We start from the raw sequence: 21,294 nt of genomic DNA on the forward strand, positions 1-21,294 counted from the left end.
AGGTCATCGAAAGACGAAGCAACGGATACGACGAGACGATCTCGGCCAGCATGATCCACGAATCAGTGAAGTTTGCCTGGATAGGCGGGCTTTGCGCCAGAATATGCTTGACGACCATAGCGAGCGGGTCCCACCTGACCCCATGCCGAACTCAGCAGTGAAACCGCTCAGCGCCGATGGTAGTGTGGGGTCTCCCCATGTGAGAGTAGGTCATCGTCAAGCATTCATCCCGAGGACCCCCGCACCGACTGGTGCGGGGGTTTTCACTTATGGGGCGCCCGGCGAGGGGCGGCGGAAAAGGGCCGGAGCGCCCGTCGAGGATGGTTTACCCACAGCCGGTTCGCGGCAGGCGCTGTGGATAAACGCCCGGCGCGCGTCGAGCGTTTCGATCGACTCCATTGCTTGCGGCTCATGGCCGATGCAACGAGTCGAGGATTACCGCGGCTCAGCCGGTTTCATAGAGTTCCAGCGGTGTACCGTCAGGATCAGCGAAGAAGGTGAAACGCCGACCGGTGAGCTCATCCACCCGCACTGGCTCACACGTCACGCCGCGTGTCTCGAGCATCTGGCGGGCGACATCCACATCCCGACAGCGAAAGGCCAAGTGGCGCAGGCCGCAGGCCTCCGGACGATTGACCCGAGGCGGCGGCGCAGGAAAGGAGAACAGTTCGAGCTGCGCGCCACCGGGCAGAAGTAGATCGAGCTTGTAGCTTTCACGCTCCACGCGCAAAGTCTCGTCGATCACCTTGGCGCCAAGAATGTCGACATAGAAGTGCTTGGCGCGCGGATAGTCCGAGGTGATCAACGCCACATGGTGGAATCCATCGAGCCCCAGCCCTGGATCGCTCATGCTTGGATCTCGTCGATCGCCTCGACCAGCGTGCGCATCTCTTCATCGGTGCCGATCGTGATGCGAAGGAAAGGTGCCAGCGCCGGGCTCGAGAAGTGACGCACCAGCAGCCCCCGTTCGCGCAGCGATTCGAACAGCGCCGGTCCATCGATGCGCGTCGGCCTGGCAAAGAGGAAATTGCTGCTCGAGGGCAGCACGTCGAAACCACGCGCTTCCAGCGCCTCCCTGCTCCATTCCCGGGTTGCTATCACTGCCGCCGTACAGCGTTCGAAGTACGCTTGGTCGGCCAGGGAAGCGATCGCGCACGCTTCGGCGAGTCGGTCGATAGGGTAGGAGTTGAACGAGTTCTTGACTCGCCCGATGCCCTCGATCAACTCCTTGGAGCCGATCGCGAAGCCGAGCCTCAGGCCTGCGAGGCTGCGGGACTTGGAGAAGGTGCCGCAAACCAGCAGGTTCGGGTAGCGCTCGACCAGAGGAACCGCGCTCTGCGCGCCGAAATCGACGTAGGCTTCATCGACCAGTACCACTGAGTCGCGCTGGCGCTCGAGCAATCCTGCGATCGCCTCGCGCGGGTGTGCATGGCCGGTGGGTGCGTTGGGGTTGGCGAAGATCACGCCACCGTTGTCGGTGGGAAACGCCTCGAGATCGACCTTCCACTCGTGATCGAGGGGTAGCGCCTTGCGCTCGACACCGTAGAGCTGGCAATAGACCGGATAGAAGCTGTAGCTGATTTCCGGCATGTAGAGAGGCAGCGGCTGGCGGAAGAAAGCCATGAATGCCAGCGCCAGCACTTCGTCGGAACCGTTACCGACGAACACCTGCTCCGGCGTGACCGCATAGTGCTCGGCGATCGCCGTGCGCAATGCTTGGGATTCTGGATCCGGATACAGCCTGAGCGCGGTGGCATCGAAGTCGCGCAGCGTGTCTGCGACGCCGGGCGCTGGTGGATAGGGGTTCTCGTTGGTATTCAGCTTGATCAACCGCTGGCGCGGCTGCTCGCCCGGAACATAGGGGGTGAGTTGGTGTACCTCGGGACTCCAGAACTTACTCATGTGGTCTCGCTTGCTTCAAGGGCGCCAGGGCGAAAGCCTCATGGTCGCGCTTGCACGCTGGCCGCGCAAGCGCGGGCATGCAGGATGATCGTAGGCTTGAATCCAGTGCTTTCGTGGTCATCTCCTCGTACGGTGTCGATATGCTAATGTGGGCGAGAAAATCACGATGACGTCCCGGCCTCGGCGTCTTCGTAGCTGATCCAGGGATTGAGGAGAACGCAATGAATATCAAGATGTTGCTGGCAGGTGCTGGAGCTTCCGTGTTGCTGGCGGGATGTGCGGGGCAGCAGAGTTCGGCACCAGCCGGCTCGGGTGCCGCATCACAGCGTTCGTCCGCCGACGAGCAGGTCTATCGTGGCACGCTGCCTTGTCGCAGTTGCAGCGGCATCCTCACTACCGTCGAGCTCTCGGGCGACCAGAACTCGGCATCCCCTTCGGAGCGGACCTTCACGCTCGATGCGGCCTATCAGGGCCATCCGCAGAATCCGCCCGCCGAGCACTACCAAGGCACTTGGGACATCATTTCAGGGATTCCCACCGATCCCCAAGCGTCAGTGCTCGAGCTGACACCCGATCAGCGCAGCGAAGGCCAGATGTATTACTTCCTGCAAATCGACGACCGCACGCTCGAGCTGATCGACCCCCAGCTCCACCGTTTCGAAAATGGTGAGAGCCTGCGTCTCCAGCGTCAATGATCGATGGCCGATGCGCCCGCTCAAGCTCCTCCGAGTGGGCGTGATCATCCTGGCCTCGAGCTCAGTCATCGACAATGCATAGTTTCGAGAGGTTTCGATGGCCAAGGCCAAGACCGCGTTCGTCTGCACCGAGTGCGGCGCTGAATACAGCAAGTGGCAGGGACAGTGCAGCAACTGCCGGGAATGGAACACGCTCAGCGAGCTTAGGCTTGCGCCCAGCGCGCGTCCGGGCGCGCAGCCTGCGCGGCAAGGCTATGCAGGTGCTGCCTCGAACGAGGTGATCGACCTGGCCAGCGTCGACCTCGCCGAGGTGCCGCGTTTCTCCTCCACCTTCGAAGAATTCGATCGCGTGCTCGGCGGTGGCCTGGTGCCCGGCTCCGCCGTGCTGCTCGGCGGCAACCCGGGGGCCGGCAAGTCCACTTTACTGCTGCAGACCGCCTGCAAGTTGGCCCAGGCCAAACGGGTGCTGTACGTCACCGGCGAAGAGTCGCTCTCTCAAGTGGCGATGCGCGCTCATCGGCTGCAGCTACCCACACAGGGGCTCAGGATGCTCGCCGAGACCAGCGTCGAGACGGTCATTGCCACCGCCGAACGTGAACGCCCCGACATCCTGATCATCGATTCGATCCAGACCATGCACCTCGAGGAGGTCACTTCCGCTCCGGGCGGCGTGGCCCAGGTACGTGAATCCGCCGCGGCGTTGACTCGCTTCGCCAAGCGTACCAACACCGTGCTGCTGCTGGTCGGTCACGTCACCAAGGATGGCACCCTCGCTGGCCCCAAAGTGCTCGAACATATGATCGATGCATCGCTTCTGCTCGAAGGCGGTGCGGATTCTCGCTTTCGCACCCTGCGCGGGCAGAAGAATCGTTTCGGTGCGGTCAATGAACTGGGCGTCTTCGCCATGCTCGAACACGGGCTCAAGGAAGTGAAGAACCCGAGTGCGATCTTCCTCTCCCGCAATGAAGAGCAGTCCGCGGGTAGCCTGGTGATGGTGGTTTGGGAAGGTACGCGACCGATTCTGGTCGAAGTCCAGGCACTGCTCGATGAGTCACAGATGAGCAATCCCCGGCGGGTCGCGGTCGGGCTGGATGGCCAGCGCCTGGCCATGCTGCTCGCCGTGCTGCACAAGCACGGGGGGCTGTTCACCGGCGACCAGGATGTATTCCTCAACGTGGTCGGCGGGGTCAAGGTGCTCGAGACCAGCGCGGACCTTGCCGTTCTGCTGGCGGTGGTCTCGAGTCTGCGCAATCAGCCGCTGCCTCGCGAGCTGGTGGTCTTCGGCGAGGTGGGGTTGTCCGGGGAAATCCGCCCGGTGCCGAGCGGCCAGAGCCGTATCGCTGAAGCCGCCAAGCATGGTTTCACCCGTGCCATCGTGCCGAGCGCCAATGCGCCCAAGCAGCCGCCGGAAGGCATGCAGGTGATCGCGGTCGACAAACTCGCCGACGCTCTCGCGGCGATCTAGGCTTGCTTTAGAGCCGGGGCCTTGGCCACCTGTCGGTGGCGATGTCTCTGCTGCTTGGTCCTAGCTACCAGGGGAAGCCGCCATGACCTCGATTCGACTCACCCAGTATGTTCTCGACCCGCGAGGCGGCGGCAAGATCGCTCCCGACGTGCTCGATGCCATCATCCGCGCCGCAGGCCCCGGTACCGTCGATTCCCGCTTGATAGTGGGTAACCAGGGCCGTGAGGGCGCAGCGGTATTCGATCTCGGCAATGGTCAAGGATTGATCAGTACCGCTGACTTCTTCGCTCCGATCGTCGATGACCCCTTCGACTTCGGCCGCATCAGTGCGACCCATGCGATTGGCAACGTATTTGCGATGGGGGGGACTCCGGTTCTCGCGCTCAGCATCCTCGGCTGGCCGCTGCAAAGCCTGCCCGAGACCGTGGCAGGCGAGGTGCTCTCCGGTGCCCAGGCGGTGTGTCGCGAGCTTGGCTTGAGCCTTGCCGGTGGACACTCCATCGTCGCTTCCGAGCCGCTATTCGGTCTCTCGGTCAATGGCCTGGTGCCCCTCGTCCAGCTCAAGCGCAACGCTGGCGCCAGGCCCGGTGACAAGCTCTACCTGACCAAGCCGCTCGGGGTCGGCATCCTGATCGAGGCACAGGCGCAAGGGCTGCTCGCTATCGAGCACTGGGCCCTGGCTCGTGATGTGATGCTCAGGCCCAACGAGATCGGCATCGCCCTGGCGGCGATCGAGGGCGTGCACGCGATGACCGACGTGACCGGCTTCGGTTTTGCTGGTCATCTGGGCGAGATGTGCCGTGCGAGCGCAGTCGCGGCTCGGGTCGACTTCGAGCGCCTGCCGATGCTGCGCGAAGCCGAAGCGTATCGGCGCCAGGGCGCCGTTCCCGACGCCTGCGTTCGCAATCGACGAGCGATAGGCGAGCAGCTCGCTGACATGGACGAGGCGCATTGGCAGTGGCTGTGTGACCCGCAGATATCGGGAGGTTTGCTGGTCGCGGTCGATCCCGCTTGGGAAGACGATGTCGAGCGGCTGGGGCGTGAGCATGGCCTCGAGTTGATCTCTTTCGGTGAGTGCCTGGCCCCTACAGGCGGCGCTCTGATCGATTTGCACGGGTGAGCCATCCGCTTTCGATCGTTTAGCGCGTGGCGAAAAGCCCGGCTCCGTTATGGGCGGCCTGAGCTGCGCGTCGATGCGAAGGGTCGGCGCGAGCGCCGCCCCTTTCGAGCTTCGTACCAAGGCCCTGGTGGTCATCGACCCAATGACATGCCTCAGCCGAGCCGCAGCCAGGCCATCATCACCCGATCGAGCATCGGGGCGAGGCGGTCGAAGCGGCGGGTCGCCTCGAACATCTCTCCGCGCGACTGGATGAAACCACCGGGCTCGTCGCCTCCGACGCACTCGAGCGCCACCTCGGCGATCGCCTGTGCCGAGGTGGCGGTGGCCTCGAGATGGAAGAGCAGTGCGATGACGCGTTCGTCGTCCCAGCTGAAGCCCTGGATCGGGCTAGCGGTGGTGCTGCCTACCGGATGCGCTTCCTGCGGCAGTCCGAATATTTCCCTGTGCCAGTGGAAAGCATCGAACCGCTCCGGTAATGGTAACCGGCAGGCGGGCGCGCGCACGACGCCGTGCCAGCCGAGCTCGGCGAAGGTGCCGGGGGAGACGATCGCGCCGAGCGACTGGGCGATCAGGCAGCCGCCGTAGCCGATGCCCATCAGCGGCTTTGCGCTGGCCAGGGTGCGTTCGATCAGTTTGCGTTCGCGTTTTATGTTGGGATACGGCGCCTCGTCGAGCGCGCTGTCCGGTCCATCGAGGACCACCAGTGCGTCGAAATCGGCGAGCTTGGGGGGCATTTCATCGTGGTAGAGACGGCAGATGTTGTAGCTGTGGCCCATGCCGGTGAGCCAATCACTGATGCGTGCGGGACCGTAGTCGGGGTGGTGCTGCAGGAAGTAGACATGCATGGTGCGAACTCCCGCCGTCCTGATGCGTGGGGGCGTCCTCGCGGTGCGACCCTTTGCATTTGTGGTGAAAGGTGCCGGTGTGCGACCGCGACGAAGCACTTGGCTCGGTATGAGTCTGGCCGAGACGCTACAAGTTGTAGCAAATGTTCCATTGATCCGATAGTCGTACGCATCGAGGACCGCATTTCGCAGGCGGGCTTGAGCAGGCTCTGGGACGTACGGAGGATGCGAGAATGAACCAGCTGCTGCGAGAGCAGATACTGACCATCGTAGCGCGGGTGCCGAAAGGCAGAGTGACCAGCTATGGGCGGATCGCCAAGATGACCGACGGCGCTTCCGCGAGAATGGTCGGCGCTGCCTTGCGCAGCCTCCCCGACGGGCACGGCCTGCCTTGGCAGCGAGTAGTCGACGCGTCAGGAAGAATCGCCGATCATCCTGGCGCCGACCGTCAGCGACGGCTACTGCGCGACGAGGGCGTGCTGCTCGATTCACGCGGACGTGTGTCCGTAGACTACTTTTGGCCTTGAACCCTGTTTTGACCAATGAAATGAACGGGAAGACCGTCATGAATGACGATGAAATGACTCGACTCGAGACCCGGCTGCGCAACCTGCCCGAGCGCGAGGCGATAGTGTTCATGGCCGCGCTCACCGAGCGCTTGCTGCACAACTATCGACTCTTCCACGAGGTGAGCGGCGGCGGTGACCGGCGTCGTGTCGATAGTGCGATGGCATTGGTGTGGGAGGCGCTGCTGGTACCCGCCGCCAGGATCGATTTCACCCTCCAGGGAGAAAAGCTTGCCGCCATCGAGGCGGGGCTCGACGACCAGCTCGCCGAGAGCGATGTCAGCTTCGGCGCGCAGATGGCGCGGGATGCGACCCTGGCCCTTTCGACCTGCCTCGAAGCCTTGGCCGGCCAGCGTCCGGAAGGTGCGCTCGAACTCTCGCGGCTGTCGCGCCATGGGGTCGAGCGCTTCATCGAGCTCAGCGAAGGCGAGGAGATCGAGGACGAGGAGGGGCTTTCCGCACTGATCGATGCTCACCCGCTGATGGCGGACGAACGCGATTTCCAGCAAGAGGTGCTGGAACGACTGGAGGCCCCGCTCGACGCACCGGCGCTGCGCGCGCTGAAACGACTGGGGCGTAACGAAGGGGTGAGCAACATCGGCCTATCGCTCGACGATGAGTGAACCCTGGTCGGGGAGCACGACGATGCGGCGCCTCCCGCATACGGCCGAGCGCGCGAGCCGAGGCTTCGCGCGCTCGAGGCCGTACTGGAGAGTGGTGGGCCGCCTAGCGGCGTACTTCGACGCCGTGCTTGGCGAGGTAGTCCTTCGCCTCGCCGATGCTGTATTCGCCGAAGTGGAAGATGCTCGCAGCAAGCACCGCATCAGCGCCGCCCTGCTTCACCCCTTCGACCAGGTGGTCGAGGGTGCCGACCCCGCCGGAGGCGATCACCGGCACCGCGACGGCATCGCTGATCGCACGAGTCACGCCGAGATCGAAGCCTGCCTTGGTGCCGTCGCGATCCATGCTGGTGAGCAGCAGCTCTCCAGCGCCGAATTCGACCATCTTGCAGGCCCACTCGACTGCATCGAGACCGGTCGGCTTTCGGCCGCCGTGGGTGAATATTTCCCAGCGTGGCGCCTCGTCTTCGGCGGAGACGCGCTTGGCATCGATCGCGACGACGATGCACTGGCTGCCGAAACGTTCCGCCGCCTCATGCACGAAGTCCGGATTGAACACTGCGGCGGTGTTGATCGATACCTTGTCCGCGCCAGCGTTGAGCAGCGCGCGAATATCGTCGCAGCTGCGAATGCCGCCGCCAACGGTGAGCGGAATGAACACTTCCCCGGCGATCCGACTCACCATCTCGAGGGTAGTGCCGCGCCGTTCGTGGCTGGCGGTGATATCGAGGAAGGTGATCTCGTCGGCGTGCTGGTCGTTGTAGCGCTTGGCAATCTCGACCGGATCGCCCGCGTCGCGGATGCCGACGAAATTGACGCCCTTGACCACGCGACCGCGGTCGACGTCCAGGCAGGGAATGATGCGCTTGGCAAGGCTCATCTCGAGGCTCCTGTTCCTGTGGCGGTGGGCGAAGACTCAGCGGCCATCGCAGAGCGCCTGCGCCTGGGCCAGGTCGAGGCTGCCTTCGTAGATCGCGCGTCCGGTGATCGCGCCGAGGATGCCGCGATCGGCGACCGCGGACAGCGCGCGGATGTCGTCGAGGTCGGTGACGCCGCCGGAAGCGATCACTGGAATGCCGGCCTGCTCGGCCAGTTCGACGGTGGCTGCGACATTGACGCCCTGCATCATGCCGTCGCGGGCGATGTCGGTGTAGACGATCGAGGAGACTCCGTCATGGGCGAAGCGCTTGGCCAGCTCGACCGCGCGCAGCGCAGACACTTCCGCCCAACCGTCGGTGGCGACGAAGCCATCGCGGGCATCGAGACCGACGATGATCCTGCCGGGAAATTCACGGCATGCGCTAGCGACGAACTCGGGGCGCTTGACCGCGAGCGTACCGATGATCACATAGGAGACGCCGGCGTCGAGGTAGTGGGCGATGGTCTCGCTGGAGCGGATGCCGCCGCCGATCTGGATCGGCAAATCGGGATAGGCGCGAGCGATGGCGGTGACTGCGGCTCCGTTGATCGGCTTGCCCTCGAAGGCACCGTTGAGATCGACCAAATGAAGGCGCCGGGCGCCAGCCTCGACCCAGCGGCTGGCCATCGCGACTGGGTCTGCGCCGTAGTCGGTGGCGTCTTCCATGCGCCCCTGCTTGAGGCGGACGCAGTGACCATCCTTGAGGTCGATGGCGGGGATCACGAGCATGTCGGTGTACCTTGGTCGTAAAGCGTGCGGCGCGATGGCGCCTGGCGGCTTTTCAGCGCCCGGCGGGCCGGATGCTGGATGAATGATGATGGCGCTCAGGGGGCCCAGGCGACGAAGTTGGCCAGCAGGCGCAGGCCCATTGCCGCACTCTTCTCGGGGTGGAACTGAACGGCGAAAGTGGCGTCGCGCCCGGTCGCCACATGGGCGACGACGTCACCGTAGCGCACCGTGCCGAACACTTCGGCATCGTGCGACGCCGCGACGTAGTAACTGTGCACGAAATAGAACCGGTCACCGGTGGGGATGCCCTCCCACAGCGGGTGCATATGGTGTTGCTCGACCCGGTTCCAGCCCATGTGAGGTACCTTGAGTCGCTCGCCTTGCTCGATCATGTCGGCGGGAAAGCGCTTGACCTCCCCCTCGAGGTAACCCAAGCAGCGAACGCCGCCGTTCTCCTCGCTCTTTTCCATCAGCATCTGCTGGCCGACGCAGATGCCGAGCAGCGGCTTGTCGCCATCCGCCAGCAGCGCCTTGACCAGCCCGGTGAGCTCCGTGCGCTCTAGCTCGCCGATGCAGTCGCGGATAGCGCCCTGGCCGGGCAGCACCACGCGAGTGGCGCCCTTGATCGCGCGGGGATCACGGGTGATCGCGACACGTTCCTCGGTGACGTGCTCGAGCGCCTTCGCTACCGAGTGCAGGTTGCCCATGCCGTAGTCGATCACTGCAATGGTCATTGAGGCCTCGTCTATCGATGTGAGGGGCCGGTACGTCGGCGCCCGCGGAGTCTGCTGCGATACTCAGAGAGTACCCTTGGTCGAGGCGATGCGCCCGCCCATGCGTGGATCGAAGGCGACCGCCTGGCGTACCGCGCGGCCGAAAGCCTTGAATATCGTCTCGACCTGGTGGTGTGCGTTCACACCCTTGAGGTTGTCGATATGCAGCGTGGCGGCGGCTTGGTTGGCGAATCCCTGGAAGAATTCGCTGACCAGCTGGGTCTCGAAGCGCCCGATGGTGGCACGGGTGAAGTCCGCCGTCATGAACAGCCCCGGGCGACCGGAGAAATCGATCACCACGCGTGAGAGCGCCTCGTCGAGCGGTACATAGGCATGGCCGTAGCGTTGGATGCCGCGCTTGTCGCCGAGGGCCTGGCGAAACGCCTGTCCGAGAGCGATGCCCACGTCTTCGACGGTGTGATGGTCGTCGACCTCGAGATCGCCATCGCAGCGGATGGTGAGATCGAGCTGGCCGTGCCGTGCCACCTGATCCAGCATGTGCTCGAAGAAGGGCACACCGGTCTGGACGTCCAGCCGGCCCTCCCCGTCGAGATCGATGCTGACTTCGATGCGGGTTTCGGCGGTATCCCGCTTGACGGTAGCGGTGCGGCGCGCGGCTGGTGCGCCGGCGGCGGGTAGATCGGTCATGTGAGGCTTTCCGGTGATGGGGCCCAGGTCGCTAAGGCGACTCTGTATGAGCGGCGCATCCGGCGCCAAGGGCCGGAACGAACGGAATCTATGCCCGGCATTATAGAGAACCGCCAGCCACGTTCGCTACACTGCATGGACACCTAAGGGCGTTGAAAAAGAGGCGATCCCGAGATGTCGAACAGTGTTCGATAAGTTATCATCACTGCTACCGCTCGGTAGGCGAGCGGGGCCGGCCCTGCGCGGGGTTGCGTGTTCGAGGAGCATCGTGCTCGAGTCGTCTTGGGGGATGCAATGAAAGGTCTGTTTCGAGCTCTGCTCGCCGCCGTAGGTGTCATCGCGCTCGTAGTAGTGGGCGGTGTGATCTACGCCACGACCTTCTTCGACCCCAATGACCTGAAACCGCGCCTGATCGAGGCCGCCAAGCAGCGTACCGGTCTGGACGTCGCCCTCGATGGGCCGATCTCCTGGACCTTCTATCCGCGTCTAGGCGTTACCGTCGAAGACGTGACCGTCCGGCTGCCCGATCAGCCGGCCGACAGCATCCCCTTCGCTGCCCTCGACCGTGCCGATGTGAAGGTGCGTTTCGCCCCTCTGCTTGCCGGAGACATCTCGATCGACGGCGTGGTGGTCGACGGACTGAGTCTCGAGCTGGAGCGCGACGATAGCGGACGCGGCAACTGGCAGGCGATCGCTGACCATTTCGCTGATCCGGTGGCCAGCGCCGAGCCGCCGGTCGAGGTCGCTCCCGCCCAGCGCCTGAGCGACGATGATTGGTTCTCCCAAGTCGACACCGGCGAGCGCAGCAGTGCTCCCAGAACGCCTGCCGAGCGGCCACTGGCTGTCGATATCTCCACCGTGCAGGTCACCCAGGGGCGGGTTCACTACGTCGATCACTACCTTTACCAAGGCAGCGATCGTCCGCCCCTGGACATACGACTCGACAACCTGCGCTTCAATGGCTCGAACGTGGCTCCGGGGCATTTCTTTCCCATCGAGCTTGCTTTCGAGCTGAATAGCCAGGCGCCAGAGCTGAGCAGCCAAGTCACGCTCAACGCCAGGGTCAAGGGGGATCCAGGGCGCGGCCTCTATGCAGTGGAGAGCCTCGCCCTCGGTACCAACTCGTCGATCCCAGCGCTCGGCCCCGAGCGCAGCCAGCGACTCGATTTGACCCTGCCGAGCCTAGAGATCGCACTGGATCGGGGACGCTACCGTGCCAGCGGTGTGAGCTTCAATGGTGAACTCCATCCCCAAGCGTTCGATGGGAACGCACTGCCGCTGCGCCTTGGCTTCGACCTCGACGCCGATATGCTGGAACAGAGCGTTCGACTGGACGCCCTGCAGCTCGATAGCGCAAGCCAGCTGAAGCTCAGTGGTTCGCTTCTGATCGAGTCGCTGTTCGACACTCCTCGATACCAGGGACTGCTCGCTTTGGCCGACGGCAGCTTGCGTGGCTGGCTGGCCGATCGAGGGGTGGGCCTCGAGAGTATGGCTGGCGATCAAGCGCTGAACGAGGTCGGCTTCGACGCCGCATTGAGCGGTGAAGGCTCGCGGCTGACGCTGAGCGATCTCCAGGCGCGTATCGATGGCCAGACACTCGAGGGAATGCTGGCGGTGGGTTTCGATATACGCGCGCTCGACTTCGACTTGCGTTCCCCCTCGCTCGATCTGGACCCCTATCTGCCACCGCGAGAAGCGTTCGAGCAGGATGCCGCTGCAGGACGAAGTGGTGGTTGGCTGATTTCCCGCGCCTTCGCCGAAGGCGACGCCACCGCGATCACGCCGCTGCCGTCTTTCGATGCTTTGAACGAGAGCGCCATCGATGGACGGCTCGCCATCGACCGGCTCAAGCTGCGGGGAGTGGATTTCGACCAGGCTTCGCTGCGCTTCACCAACGATCATGGCCAACTGGCGCTACAGCACTTCAGCGCCGGGCTCTATGGCGGTCGGATCAGCGCGACCGGCAGTGCCGACCTGCGCCAGTCGCCGATCAGCCTCGATCTTTCTCCACAGGTCGAGGGTGTGGCGCTCGAGCCGATATTGAGTGCCTACTCGAATGAGAGCGACCAGCGCTTCGCTGGTAATCTGCAGGCTCAGGCGCAGCTCGCGACCCAGGCCGACAGCGTCGAAGCACTGCTCGGCAATCTCTCCGGGCAAGGTCGCATTGCCATCGTCGACGGCCGCCTGCGGGGCGTCGATGTGCCCGGGCAGATCTGCAGCGCCGCCGCGACGCTCTCCGCCAGCCAGCCGAGCCGCGAGCCGCAGAGCGACACCCCGATCGAGCGGTTGGAAGGGACCTTCACCATCGATCACGGCGTCGTCCATAGCGACGATCTCGAGGGAGCGGTACCGGGATTGGGGCTCACTGGCGCGGGGCAGAGCGATCTCGCCGCCCACCGCTTCGATGTGCTGTTCCATGCCGGGTTCGTCGATGATCCGACCCAGCGCGCCTGCGGTGTTTCGGCCCAGCTCTCGCGGATCAGGCTGCCGCTGCGCTGCGAGGGCGAGTATGCTGGAGCGCCGGGGGAGTGGTGCCGGTTCGATCAGGTCGCGTTCGCCGAGGAGCTCGAGCGGGGCGGGCGAGAGGCGTTGAAGCAGCATCTCAATGACGTCCTCGAAGGTGACATCGGCGCTCGGATCGATGATGCCCTTGGCACCCAGGACGGACAGCGCGTGCGTGATGTATTGAGGGGGTTGTTCAATTGATCGAAGCATCCCTCGACGCCGTTTCGAGGCGCTCGGCCCCGGCTTCTGAAAGCGAGCTCTCGCCCGAATGGTTCCAGCGCCGGGTGCTCGATTGGTTCGACCACAACGGACGCACTCACCTGCCCTGGCAGCGCGAGCAGACACCCTACCGGGTGTGGGTCTCGGAGATCATGCTCCAGCAGACCCAGGTTGCCACCGTGATCGGCTATTTCGAGCGTTTCATGGCGCGCTTTCCCGATGTCTTCGCCCTCGCCAGCGCTCCGATCGATGAAGTGCTGCACTTGTGGACCGGACTCGGCTACTACGCCCGCGCGCGTAACTTGCATCGAGCCGCGAAGATCGTCGTGGACCAGCATGGCGGCCAGTTCCCGGTCGAGAGCGTCGAAGCGCTCGCCGAGCTGCCCGGCATCGGGCGCTCGACCGCAGGCGCGGTGATCAGCCTTTCAGGTAACGGCCGGGCAGCGATCCTCGATGGCAACGTCAAGCGCGTGCTCAGCCGCTTCCATGCCGTCGAAGGCTGGCCTGGCCGGCCCGCGGTCGAGCGCAGGCTGTGGGAACTCGCTGAGCGTTACACGCCTCAGCAGCGGGTCGGTGACTACACCCAGGTGATGATGGATATCGGTGCCACCCTGTGCACTCGGACCAAGCCTGCCTGTCTGCTCTGCCCGCTCGAGGATCACTGCGAGGCCCATCGCCGTGGCGAGGAGACCCGCTTCCCCGAGTCCAAACCTCGCAAGGCGGTACCGCGCCGGCACTCCCGCATGCTGCTGCTATGCAGCGATGACGGCCGCGTGCTGCTCGAACGTCGGCCGGCGAGCGGACTCTGGGGCGGGCTCTGGGGGCTGCCCCAGTTCGATGACGAGGAGCAGCTCGACGACTGGCTCGATACCTACGCTCCACGGGCCGAGCGCGCGCCCGAATGGGCGCCCTTCATTCACGTCTTCACCCATTTCCAGCTCGAGATCCTGCCCACCCCGGCCAAGGTCGCGACACCCCCATACGGGATCGCCGACGACGAGCGCCGCTGGATCGACCCGCAGGATCTCTCCGGCATCGGCCTCGCCGCGCCGGTCAAGAAGCTGCTCGAACGATTGAGCCGCGATTGAACCTGAGACACACCGCCCCCACCTAGGACCGTACGGGCTGTGACGAGAGCACGGCCGTCTTTTCCCGACCGCAAGAGCGAGCCATGGCGAACACCGTATTCTGTCGCAAGTACCAGCAAGAGCTGCCCGCGCTCACCATGCCCCCACTGCCCGGCGCCAAGGGCCAGGAGATCCAGGCCAGCGTTTCCCAGCAGGCCTGGAACGAGTGGCAGGCATTGCAAACGCGCCTGATCAACGAAAAGCATCTCAACCTGCTCGACCCCGCGACCCGCCGCTACCTGATGGAGCAGCTCGAACTGTTCCTCGACAACCAGCCCACCGACACCGCCCAAGGCTACGTTCCCCCCAGCGAATGAGACGCACACCCCAGGCCTGACCCAGGACCAAATATTTTCGGCAAGTGCTTGACCATGGGGAGGATATCCGTTTAAATACGCGCCGTTGGCAAGGGGCCAGATAGCTCAGTTGGTAGAGCAGGGGATTGAAAATCCCCGTGTCGGCGGTTCGATTCCGTCTCTGGCCACCACTTCTTCGATGGGGTATCGCCAAGTGGTAAGGCACCGGTTTTTGGTACCGGCATTCCCAGGTTCGAATCCTGGTACCCCAGCCACCCCGATCCGGAATTCCGACTCGAGCACCACGTAAAGCCGGCATAGCTCAGTTGGTAGAGCAACTGACTTGTAATCAGTAGGTCCCGGGTTCGACTCCTGGTGCCGGCACCATCCGAAAGCTAGTAAATTCAAGCAGTTGCAGCAAAGAACATGCCGCCTTCGGGGCGGTTTTTTCGTTTCTGCGTAGATTGTTGCTTCATTTGTGCGTTTCCGAGATCGGCACGACCGGCAAACTCAAGTCGTAAACGTCCATCATCGCTGGTGACCGATGACCGGCTGCATCCTGTTTGTCGTGCCTATTTCCTTCGGTATACGTGATCCCTCTGCGCTTTAAATCATGCAGTCCAAAGCGGTCTTCGATGTCGATCGCACCGTCCTCTATGGCGTTGTGAATGAAGCGTTGCCAGGCGCTATCGAACGAGCTTTTCTGCAGCGCATCGCCGTTTCTCGAAATGATCAATGGCCGCCGAGCTGGATTGAGAGGGACGGCCCGGCCGCGCTTTTCCCAGATGTTCGCTCTGCGCTGAACTGCTGCTTCCCACGCCGCCTGAAGCCGGGGAGTCCATGCGACGATGTTGTCACGTGATCCCTTGCGGCGATTGGTCTTGAGGCCTTCGGGAATGGCGTTGGCATCGGTCATTGTCAGCACCTCGATACCGCGCAGATGTAAGTTGACCAGCACGCGGATGAACTGGAGCTTGCCCAATGGGGCGTTGTCTTCTGTGCTGGCCTCGACCGAGCCCACGTGGCTGCGCTGGTGCAGCAGGGTGGTCATTCGTGTCCCAGCTTCTCGAGCGCGGCGCTTGCGAGAAATGCCGAACGGCTCTTGATGCCATGCACCGAGACATAGCTATCGATGCGGCGGATCACGATGCCGGGCAAGGTCACGTTGACTTTCTCGGTCTTGCCCAAGTAGGGGGTGACGTCGATATCGACGATGCCCCATCCCCATCCGGCGAATTCCGGATCCTGGCGAAGCTTTTCGATGCGGCTGGGCATCGGGATATCCTTACCAGCGGCGGCGAGCTCCCCGAGCTGAATATGGGCCACCTCGACGACCATCTCGTAGGCCTCCTCGATGGTATCTCCGGCGGTGATGGCGCTGGGAATGTCGGGAATCACCATGCCGGTGGCGTGGGTGTCGTCTCCCCAATCGATCGCTACTGGATAACGCATATGTTTCTCCTTGGCGGTGGCTGGGGCTACAGGAGCCCCGCGCTTTTCCTGATGCTGCGAACCGTGCCTATTTTCAGGTCTTTCTTGGGATGAGGACCAGGGACCGATCCTGGCAGTGTCAGATGCTTGAAAACATGATGGCTGCCTCTGATCCTGTCTAACTTCCAGCCTGCGGCTTCCAGTTCATCGATCAGATCGGCGCTTTTCACCTCCCGCTCCTTTGTCAAATTCGATGGCGAAATCATAACCCCAGGGGCACCTTTCGCAATCGGAAAGGTGTCTCTGGGGTTATGATTCATTCGTCCTCGTCACCGTTCCTTGAAACCGCTGCACCATCCGTCTCGCATTTGAGGTCAGTGACTAGCCCGCTATTGCTGAGTGAGTGGGTCACTTCGGTGACGATCCAGGCGGTGGCGTCGATCTCGGGCTTGTAGCCGGCCACGCGCACCGGGGTTTCGACGGTGATGTCGGGGCGGCCGACAGTGAGTGTCAAGGTCTGCTCAGCGGCGCCGAGCTAGGGGCGGTCGCGATCAGTCCGGTCACGCTGGTCGAGATGGTGCGGATGGTGCGCGATCCCTCGGAGACCTCGAGGACGCGGACGCGATGATGATAGCTATCGGCCATGTTCGATTCTGGGTAGTGGGCGGGCGATACGGTGCGTGGCAGCGCCGCTAGACCGGGTCAGGGTGCGGGGTCGGGAAGGGTGGGACGAGCAGTTGGCGTTGTGAAACTCGCCATTACGCAGTGACCCGCGAGCCGTCGGTGATGATGACAGGCTTCATCGCTCTACTGTCATTGACACCTGTAACGTTACGGATTACGGTGATCTTGCCCTATCACGGAGCAGGTAGATCAATGCGATGATCAAGAAGATCAAGCACAAGGGGCTCAAGCGGCTTTTCGAGAAGGGCGAGACTCAGGGCGTGCAGCCCCACCATGTCGAAGACTTGGAGGATATCTTGAGTGCACTGGACGCGGCGATCGAACCAGGAGATATGAATTTGCCCGGTCTCGATTTCCCCCCGCTGATAGGCAATCGTAAGGGGTTCTACTCGGTACACGTGAATGGCAATTGGGTGGTGACCTTCACCTTCGACGGCAATGACGCCGACCAAGTGAACTACGAGGACTATCACTGAGCGAATCAAGTATCTCCGGGGGTGCGAACACGATGCTCAGCCCCGGAGGTATCGGCCACCGGGATAGTCGAAGACGAGGAAGTTGATATGGCAATGAAGAATCCCCCGCATCCTGGTCGGCTGCTGCGCCGCCGGATCGTCCCCGCGCTAGGTTTGAGTGTGACCGAGTTGGCCAACAAACTGGACATGTCGCGCAACTCGGTTTCGCGAGTGCTGAACGAGCATGCCGCGATTTCGCCAGACTTCGCGGTACGTCTCGAGCATGGCGGGATCGGCAATGCTCGCCACTGGATGATGATGCAGACTCAGTATGATCTCGCTCAGGCGGAAGCCCGTGAACAGAACCATATCGAGCGATTTGCAGAGGCGTCCTGAGTCGCTCCATCACTCCTCCCCGGCTCGGGTGGCAGCGCACCGACCATCGTGGGTCTGGCCAGTTCCGGCTGGACGCCGCGCACACTGGTCACGAACTTCGATAATTACTGGTCCGTCGTCGGCAATATCGGGACGAAGTTAGGAGGGTGCAGAGCGCGGAAAGATCGTGACCCTGGATCTCGGTGATGCCGAGCCGACGTTCACTGACTTGATCGTCGAGAAGGAGGCGATCCTCAACGACGCATCGCTGCTCGGCGGCAGGCTCATCGTCTCCTACCTGGTCGATGCGAAGACGCAGGTGGAAAGCTACAGGCTCGATGGATTCTCCGGCATCGTCTTGGCGCTACCTGGCATCGGCAGCGCCAGGGGTCTGCGCGGCCGAGCGACGGACGATGAGGCGTTCTTCGTCTTTACCAACCACAATGCGCCGACCACGATCTATCGCCACGACGTGGCCACCAACACAAGCTCAGTATGGGCGCAGCCGAAGATCGCCGTCGATCTCGATCGGATCGTCGTCGAGCAGCGCTTCTATGCCTCGAAGGACGGCGCCAAGGTGTCGATGTTCATCGTCCGGCGCGAGGATACCACTAGACCCGCCGCAACCCTGCTGTACGGCTACGGTGGCTTTGGAATCAGCGCTATCCCGATCTATTCGCCTGCCCAGTTGGCATGGATGGAGCCGGGTGGTGTCGTGGCCGTCGCCAACATCCGCGGCGGTGGCGAATACGGCAAGGGCTAGCGTGACGGCGGGCGTCTGCTCGACAAGCAGAACAGCTTCGACGATTTCATCGCCGCTGGCGAGTATCTGCGGGCCGAAGGGATCGCCTCATCCGATGGGCTTGCGATCCAAGGCGAGTCCAATGGCGGGCTACTGGTCGGTGCCGTGGTCAACCAGCGGCCGGATCTCTTTGCCGCCGCGCCTCCCGGCGTCGGCGTGATGGATATGCTGCGTTTCGACCGCTTCACCGGCGGTCGGCTATGGATCAGTGAATTCGGCGATCCGGCGCAAGAGGCGGATTTTCGCAACCTGCTGGGCTATTCGCCCTATCACAACATCCGCATCGGCAAGGCTTATCCCGCCATCCTGGTGACGACGGCCGATACGGATGATCGCGTCGTGCCTGCCCACAGCTTCAAGTATCTCGCCGCACTCCAGGCCACCGACATGTGGGCCTTCGCCGCCCATTGGACGGGGCTGGCGTTGAGGAGGGTGGATCAGTGCCTGCGCAGCAGTGTCTGCGGGGCGACGCCGAAGGCCTTGCGGAAGGCGTGGCTGAAGTGTGAGAAATCCGAGAATCCGTGGTCCAGTGCTACTTGGGAAACGCTGCGCACGTGGCCGTTCTCGATCGCCTCTCGGCTAGCCTGCAGGCGCTCCTGCCAGATTACCGAGACTGGCGTCTTCTGGTGTCGGGCGAATGCGCGGGTGACGGTGCGGGTGGAGACATGGTGCGCTTGGGCGATGCGCTCGATGGTCAGGTTCGGGTCGCTGAGGTGAAGACGAATGTAGTTCATCACCCGGGTGTACAGATCGAGCTCGGCGTTGGTCTTCTTCAGGTCCTGAAGTTCCAGGCTGAGTACCAGCAGGTCGAGCATCGTCTGCGAGAAGCGCTTGGAAATTTCCGCATTCTGCAGTCCTGGGGGAGTCGCGGAAGCCTGGAGCAGCATCTCACGCAGCGGGACCACGCCGGGGCGGCGGTCGTCCAGCACCTGGGCGGTGAGTTTCTCGACCCCGGGCAGGCGGAAGCTCAACAGATGCCGGGGAATACGCACCAGGTGGATGTCGGAGCCGCCGAGGCTGAAGCGGAAGGTTTGCGAGGCGTCGTAGAGCATCAGGCTGCCAGCCGACAGCTTCGCCCTGCGGCCGCCCTGCTCCAGTTCGCCGTAGCCATGCCGGGTGAAGCCCAGCCAGAGGTCCTCGTCGGGGCCGCTGCGCAGATGCTGGGGCGTGCGCTCCCAATAGTGCAGTGACGCGGACAATGTGCAGATGTCGAGCGAGCCAAGGCCGCGGACAGCGAGCTGGCCTTCGAAGTCATTGTCGCCCAAGGGCTTGCTTGCGGCAGGAATGCAATGGCGACAGACCACCTCCTTCCAATACTCGAAGCGGCGGGGGGCAGTGACGGCGCTGGTCGAATACTGAGTGTTGCTCACGGCGGACACCTCGCATCGGCGAATCTACGACGACTGTTTGAGAGTCCAGCCTTCAAGCAATTTACAGGCCATGTCGTCGAAAGCCTCGACGAAGGTAGCCAGGTTCCCACTTGACCCGGTTAAGCCATGAGAGAGCGCTCGACCCAACTCGCACCGCCACTTCCTTCCATGAGCCGTATCAGTGCGCGAAGGCGATTTGCCCGTCGGGCCGGATCGATCGACATCCGACATGGACAGCTGTTTCGCTTGTTCGCGTGACTTTGTGGTGCGTTCGATGGCGTGGAACGCTGATCTTGCGTTGATATAGTGCATGGTTGCGCCGAGCAGCGTAGACGTGATTGCGCCACTGACAAGTTGTCCCTTTCAGCCAAGTGGCTGTCCTTCTCGACCAAGCGCCGAGGGGCGCGGCTGCCTAATTTCTCTCTCGTCGAGTTTCCCCACTCCGATCGACGAGGAATGCTCATGCTTGCCCAACAGCGCCGCTGGCTGACCGACCGGCCTCGTTTTACGCGACTGCGCGATTTGGCGCCGAAGGCGTTCGCTCTCTTCTCGTTTCCATCACCGCCTCGGTGCTCCCCCGTCGAGCCGGGACGAACCTCGCACGTATTACTCCATCCGTAAGCCTGAAACCAAGAACCACAACCAGGAGCTCCTATGGAATCCGCCATCGACAAGCACCTCAAATGTCCCCGCACGCTGTCGCGTCGGGTCGACGACGATTACCAGCCGCCTTTTCCGATGTGGGTGGCGCGTGCGGATGCAAGCCTGCAGCAGGTGGTGATGGCCTACCTAGGCATACAGTTTCGCGAAGAGCAGCGTGAAGCCGCCCTTGAGGCCATGCGCGGCATCGTCGCCAGCTTCGACCTCGCCGATGGCCCACGCCACCATGATTTGACCCACCATACCGATGCCGAGGGCTACGAGAACTTCATCGTCGTCGGCTACTGGCGTGACCCGGCCGCCCACTGCCGCTGGTTGCGTTCGCCAGAGGTGGATGGCTGGTGGTCCTCCGAGGATCGCTTGGGCGAAGGGCTGGGTTACTTCCGCGAGATCATCGCCCCTCGTGCCGAGCAGTTCGAGACCCTGTACGGCTTCCGCGACGACTTGCCCGGCGTCGGCGGCGTGATGGACGGAATCAGCGGCGATATCGAGGAGCACGGCTACTGGGGCTCGATGCGTGACCGCTTGCCGGTCTCCCAGACCGATTGGATGCGACCGTCCGGCGAGCTGCGGGTCGTTTCCGGAGACCCCGCCAAGGGCGGCCGGGTGCTGGTACAGGGACACGACAACATCGCCCTGATCCGCTCCGGGCAGGACTGGGCCGAGGCGGGAGACGAAGAGCGCGCGCTGTACTTCGATGAGATGCTGCCGCCGCTTTTGCAGGGGATGGACTTCCTGCGCGACGAGGGGCAGGCGCTGGGCTGCTACAGCAACCGCTTCGTACGCAACATCGATCTGGACGGCAACCTGCTCGACATCGCCTATGACATCGGGCACTGGCGCTCGCTCGACAGGCTGGAGCGATGGGCGGAGTCCCACCCAACCCACCTGCGCATCTTCACCACTTTCTTCCGAGTGGCGGCTGGCCTGCAGAAGCTGCGGCTCTACCACGAGGTGTCGGTGTCGGACGCCCGCAGCCAGATGTTCGAGTACATCGACTGCCACCCGCGGACCGGCATGCTGCGCGACGCGCAACCCATGCAGTCCTGATCCCTCGCCATCGAAACCGCCTGCCGCTCTAGGCGGCA

General features: G+C 63.2%; 23 protein-coding genes, 3 tRNA genes, 1 rRNA gene and 2 pseudogenes. 17 read left to right on the top strand and 12 right to left on the bottom strand.

Translation table 11 applies throughout. The features are described from left to right. The first annotated feature begins 106 nt into the window (after positions 1-106). Positions 107-222 (top strand): 5S ribosomal RNA (rrf, locus tag Q376_RS0105660). A gap of 223 nt (positions 223-445) precedes the next feature. Here the strand turns inward: rrf and gloA2 are convergent. Beyond that, positions 446-850 (bottom strand): SMU1112c/YaeR family gloxylase I-like metalloprotein, encoded by a 405-nt coding sequence (gene gloA2 / locus Q376_RS0105665; RefSeq protein ID WP_027349497.1) that lies wholly within the window; start codon positions 848-850, stop codon positions 446-448. Next, complete coding sequence (hisC, locus tag Q376_RS0105670; RefSeq protein ID WP_027349498.1) at positions 847-1,902, bottom strand: histidinol-phosphate transaminase; 1,056 nt, start codon at positions 1,900-1,902, stop codon at positions 847-849. The genes gloA2 and hisC overlap by 4 nt, the downstream gene beginning before the upstream one ends. 221 nt (positions 1,903-2,123) lie before the next feature. Here hisC and Q376_RS0105675 point away from each other — a divergent pair, with 221 nt between their 5' ends. The 3 genes from Q376_RS0105675 (at position 2,124) to selD (ending at position 5,182) form a co-directional block, all read left to right on the top strand. Further along, the gene (locus Q376_RS0105675; protein WP_027349499.1) at positions 2,124-2,597 is read left to right on the top strand and encodes a copper resistance protein NlpE N-terminal domain-containing protein; all 474 of its coding nucleotides are present in this window, start codon (positions 2,124-2,126) and stop codon (positions 2,595-2,597) included. Between the two features lie 97 nt (positions 2,598-2,694). Next, entirely contained in the window at positions 2,695-4,062 is a 1,368-nt protein-coding gene (gene radA / locus Q376_RS0105680) for a DNA repair protein RadA (protein WP_027349500.1), read from the top strand. Between the two features lie 82 nt (positions 4,063-4,144). Further along, complete coding sequence (gene selD, locus Q376_RS0105685) at positions 4,145-5,182, top strand: selenide, water dikinase SelD (protein ID WP_027349501.1); 1,038 nt, start codon at positions 4,145-4,147, stop codon at positions 5,180-5,182. Positions 5,183-5,334: 152 nt separating this feature from the next. Here selD and Q376_RS0105690 read toward each other — a convergent pair whose 3' ends face one another. After that, entirely contained in the window at positions 5,335-6,027 is a 693-nt protein-coding gene (locus tag Q376_RS0105690) for a type 1 glutamine amidotransferase (protein WP_027349502.1), read from the bottom strand. A gap of 233 nt (positions 6,028-6,260) precedes the next feature. On the opposite strand from Q376_RS0105690, the gene Q376_RS0105695 reads away from it, so the two are divergent. Continuing rightward, entirely contained in the window at positions 6,261-6,554 is a 294-nt protein-coding gene (locus tag Q376_RS0105695) for an MGMT family protein (protein WP_027349503.1), read from the top strand. A 38-nt stretch (positions 6,555-6,592) separates the two neighbouring features. Beyond that, positions 6,593-7,216, top strand: coding sequence for a YjaG family protein (locus Q376_RS0105700; protein WP_027349504.1), 624 nt, complete (start codon positions 6,593-6,595; stop codon positions 7,214-7,216). Between the two features lie 103 nt (positions 7,217-7,319). On the opposite strand, the gene hisF is transcribed toward Q376_RS0105700, so the two are convergent. The 4 genes from hisF to hisB form a co-directional block, all read right to left on the bottom strand. Beyond that, positions 7,320-8,093, bottom strand: a complete 774-nt coding sequence (hisF, locus tag Q376_RS0105705) for an imidazole glycerol phosphate synthase subunit HisF (protein WP_027349505.1) — start codon at positions 8,091-8,093, stop codon at positions 7,320-7,322. 36 nt (positions 8,094-8,129) lie between these two features. Beyond that, positions 8,130-8,861, bottom strand: a complete 732-nt coding sequence (hisA, locus tag Q376_RS0105710) for a 1-(5-phosphoribosyl)-5-[(5-phosphoribosylamino)methylideneamino]imidazole-4-carboxamide isomerase (RefSeq protein ID WP_027349506.1) — start codon at positions 8,859-8,861, stop codon at positions 8,130-8,132. A 95-nt stretch (positions 8,862-8,956) separates the two neighbouring features. Then, complete coding sequence (hisH, locus tag Q376_RS0105715; protein WP_027349507.1) at positions 8,957-9,595, bottom strand: imidazole glycerol phosphate synthase subunit HisH; 639 nt, start codon at positions 9,593-9,595, stop codon at positions 8,957-8,959. A gap of 63 nt (positions 9,596-9,658) precedes the next feature. Continuing rightward, the gene (gene hisB, locus Q376_RS0105720) at positions 9,659-10,282 is read right to left on the bottom strand and encodes an imidazoleglycerol-phosphate dehydratase HisB (protein ID WP_027349508.1); all 624 of its coding nucleotides are present in this window, start codon (positions 10,280-10,282) and stop codon (positions 9,659-9,661) included. A 294-nt stretch (positions 10,283-10,576) separates the two neighbouring features. Between hisB and Q376_RS0105725 the strand changes: the two genes are divergently transcribed. The 6 genes from Q376_RS0105725 (at position 10,577) to Q376_RS0105750 (ending at position 14,816) form a co-directional block, all read left to right on the top strand. Continuing rightward, complete coding sequence (locus Q376_RS0105725; protein ID WP_027349509.1) at positions 10,577-12,988, top strand: AsmA family protein; 2,412 nt, start codon at positions 10,577-10,579, stop codon at positions 12,986-12,988. After that, the gene (gene mutY, locus Q376_RS0105730) at positions 12,985-14,094 is read left to right on the top strand and encodes an A/G-specific adenine glycosylase (RefSeq protein WP_027349510.1); all 1,110 of its coding nucleotides are present in this window, start codon (positions 12,985-12,987) and stop codon (positions 14,092-14,094) included. The genes Q376_RS0105725 and mutY overlap by 4 nt, the downstream gene beginning before the upstream one ends. An 83-nt stretch (positions 14,095-14,177) precedes the next feature. Then, positions 14,178-14,450 (top strand): oxidative damage protection protein, encoded by a 273-nt coding sequence (locus Q376_RS0105735; protein ID WP_027349511.1) that lies wholly within the window; start codon positions 14,178-14,180, stop codon positions 14,448-14,450. Between the two features lie 94 nt (positions 14,451-14,544). Continuing rightward, positions 14,545-14,620, top strand: a tRNA-Phe gene (locus Q376_RS0105740). A gap of 9 nt (positions 14,621-14,629) precedes the next feature. After that, positions 14,630-14,704, top strand: a tRNA-Gln gene (locus tag Q376_RS0105745). A 36-nt stretch (positions 14,705-14,740) separates the two neighbouring features. Then, positions 14,741-14,816: transfer RNA gene (locus Q376_RS0105750), tRNA-Thr, on the top strand. A gap of 85 nt (positions 14,817-14,901) precedes the next feature. Here Q376_RS0105750 and Q376_RS25330 read toward each other — a convergent pair. The 4 genes from Q376_RS25330 to Q376_RS24690 all read right to left on the bottom strand — a co-directional run bounded on the left by Q376_RS25330 (position 14,902) and on the right by Q376_RS24690 (position 16,374). Next, positions 14,902-15,480: a site-specific integrase gene (locus Q376_RS25330; protein WP_245598909.1), complete on the bottom strand. Its 579-nt coding sequence runs from the start codon at positions 15,478-15,480 to the stop codon at positions 14,902-14,904. Then, entirely contained in the window at positions 15,477-15,881 is a 405-nt protein-coding gene (locus tag Q376_RS0105760) for a type II toxin-antitoxin system HicB family antitoxin (protein ID WP_027349513.1), read from the bottom strand. Before Q376_RS0105760 ends, Q376_RS25330 begins: the two co-directional genes overlap by 4 nt. Positions 15,882-15,907: 26 nt before the next feature. Beyond that, positions 15,908-16,090, bottom strand: coding sequence for a type II toxin-antitoxin system HicA family toxin (locus Q376_RS24215; RefSeq protein ID WP_081803422.1), 183 nt, complete (start codon positions 16,088-16,090; stop codon positions 15,908-15,910). An 86-nt stretch (positions 16,091-16,176) separates the two neighbouring features. After that, a complete protein-coding gene (locus Q376_RS24690) occupies positions 16,177-16,374 on the bottom strand; it encodes a hypothetical protein (protein ID WP_027349514.1) in 198 nt (65 codons plus the stop codon). A gap of 367 nt (positions 16,375-16,741) precedes the next feature. Here Q376_RS24690 and Q376_RS0105780 point away from each other — a divergent pair, with 367 nt between their 5' ends. The 4 genes and pseudogenes from Q376_RS0105780 to Q376_RS25620 form a co-directional block, all read left to right on the top strand. After that, complete coding sequence (locus Q376_RS0105780; protein ID WP_027349516.1) at positions 16,742-17,020, top strand: type II toxin-antitoxin system RelE/ParE family toxin; 279 nt, start codon at positions 16,742-16,744, stop codon at positions 17,018-17,020. A gap of 87 nt (positions 17,021-17,107) precedes the next feature. Beyond that, positions 17,108-17,395 carry a HigA family addiction module antitoxin gene (locus Q376_RS0105785; RefSeq protein ID WP_211266603.1) on the top strand — a complete coding sequence of 96 codons (288 nt, stop codon included), beginning with the start codon at positions 17,108-17,110 and terminating at the stop codon, positions 17,393-17,395. Between the two features lie 157 nt (positions 17,396-17,552). Continuing rightward, positions 17,553-18,137, top strand: a pseudogene (locus tag Q376_RS25155) (hypothetical protein); the annotation flags it as partial. Positions 18,138-18,152: 15 nt separating this feature from the next. Further along, positions 18,153-18,563: pseudogene (locus tag Q376_RS25620) on the top strand (prolyl oligopeptidase family serine peptidase); the annotation flags it as partial. 50 nt (positions 18,564-18,613) lie between these two features. Here the strand turns inward: Q376_RS25620 and Q376_RS0105800 are convergent. Then, the gene (locus Q376_RS0105800; protein WP_027349520.1) at positions 18,614-19,546 is read right to left on the bottom strand and encodes an AraC-like ligand-binding domain-containing protein; all 933 of its coding nucleotides are present in this window, start codon (positions 19,544-19,546) and stop codon (positions 18,614-18,616) included. Between the two features lie 654 nt (positions 19,547-20,200). Between Q376_RS0105800 and oxdA the strand changes: the two genes are divergently transcribed. Further along, entirely contained in the window at positions 20,201-21,256 is a 1,056-nt protein-coding gene (oxdA, locus tag Q376_RS0105805; protein ID WP_027349521.1) for an aliphatic aldoxime dehydratase, read from the top strand. The last annotated feature ends 38 nt before the right edge of the window (positions 21,257-21,294 follow it).

The sequence above is a fragment of the Halotalea alkalilenta DSM 17697 genome (assembly GCF_000621205.1).
Classification (GTDB): Bacteria; Pseudomonadota; Gammaproteobacteria; order Pseudomonadales; family Halomonadaceae; genus Halotalea; species Halotalea alkalilenta.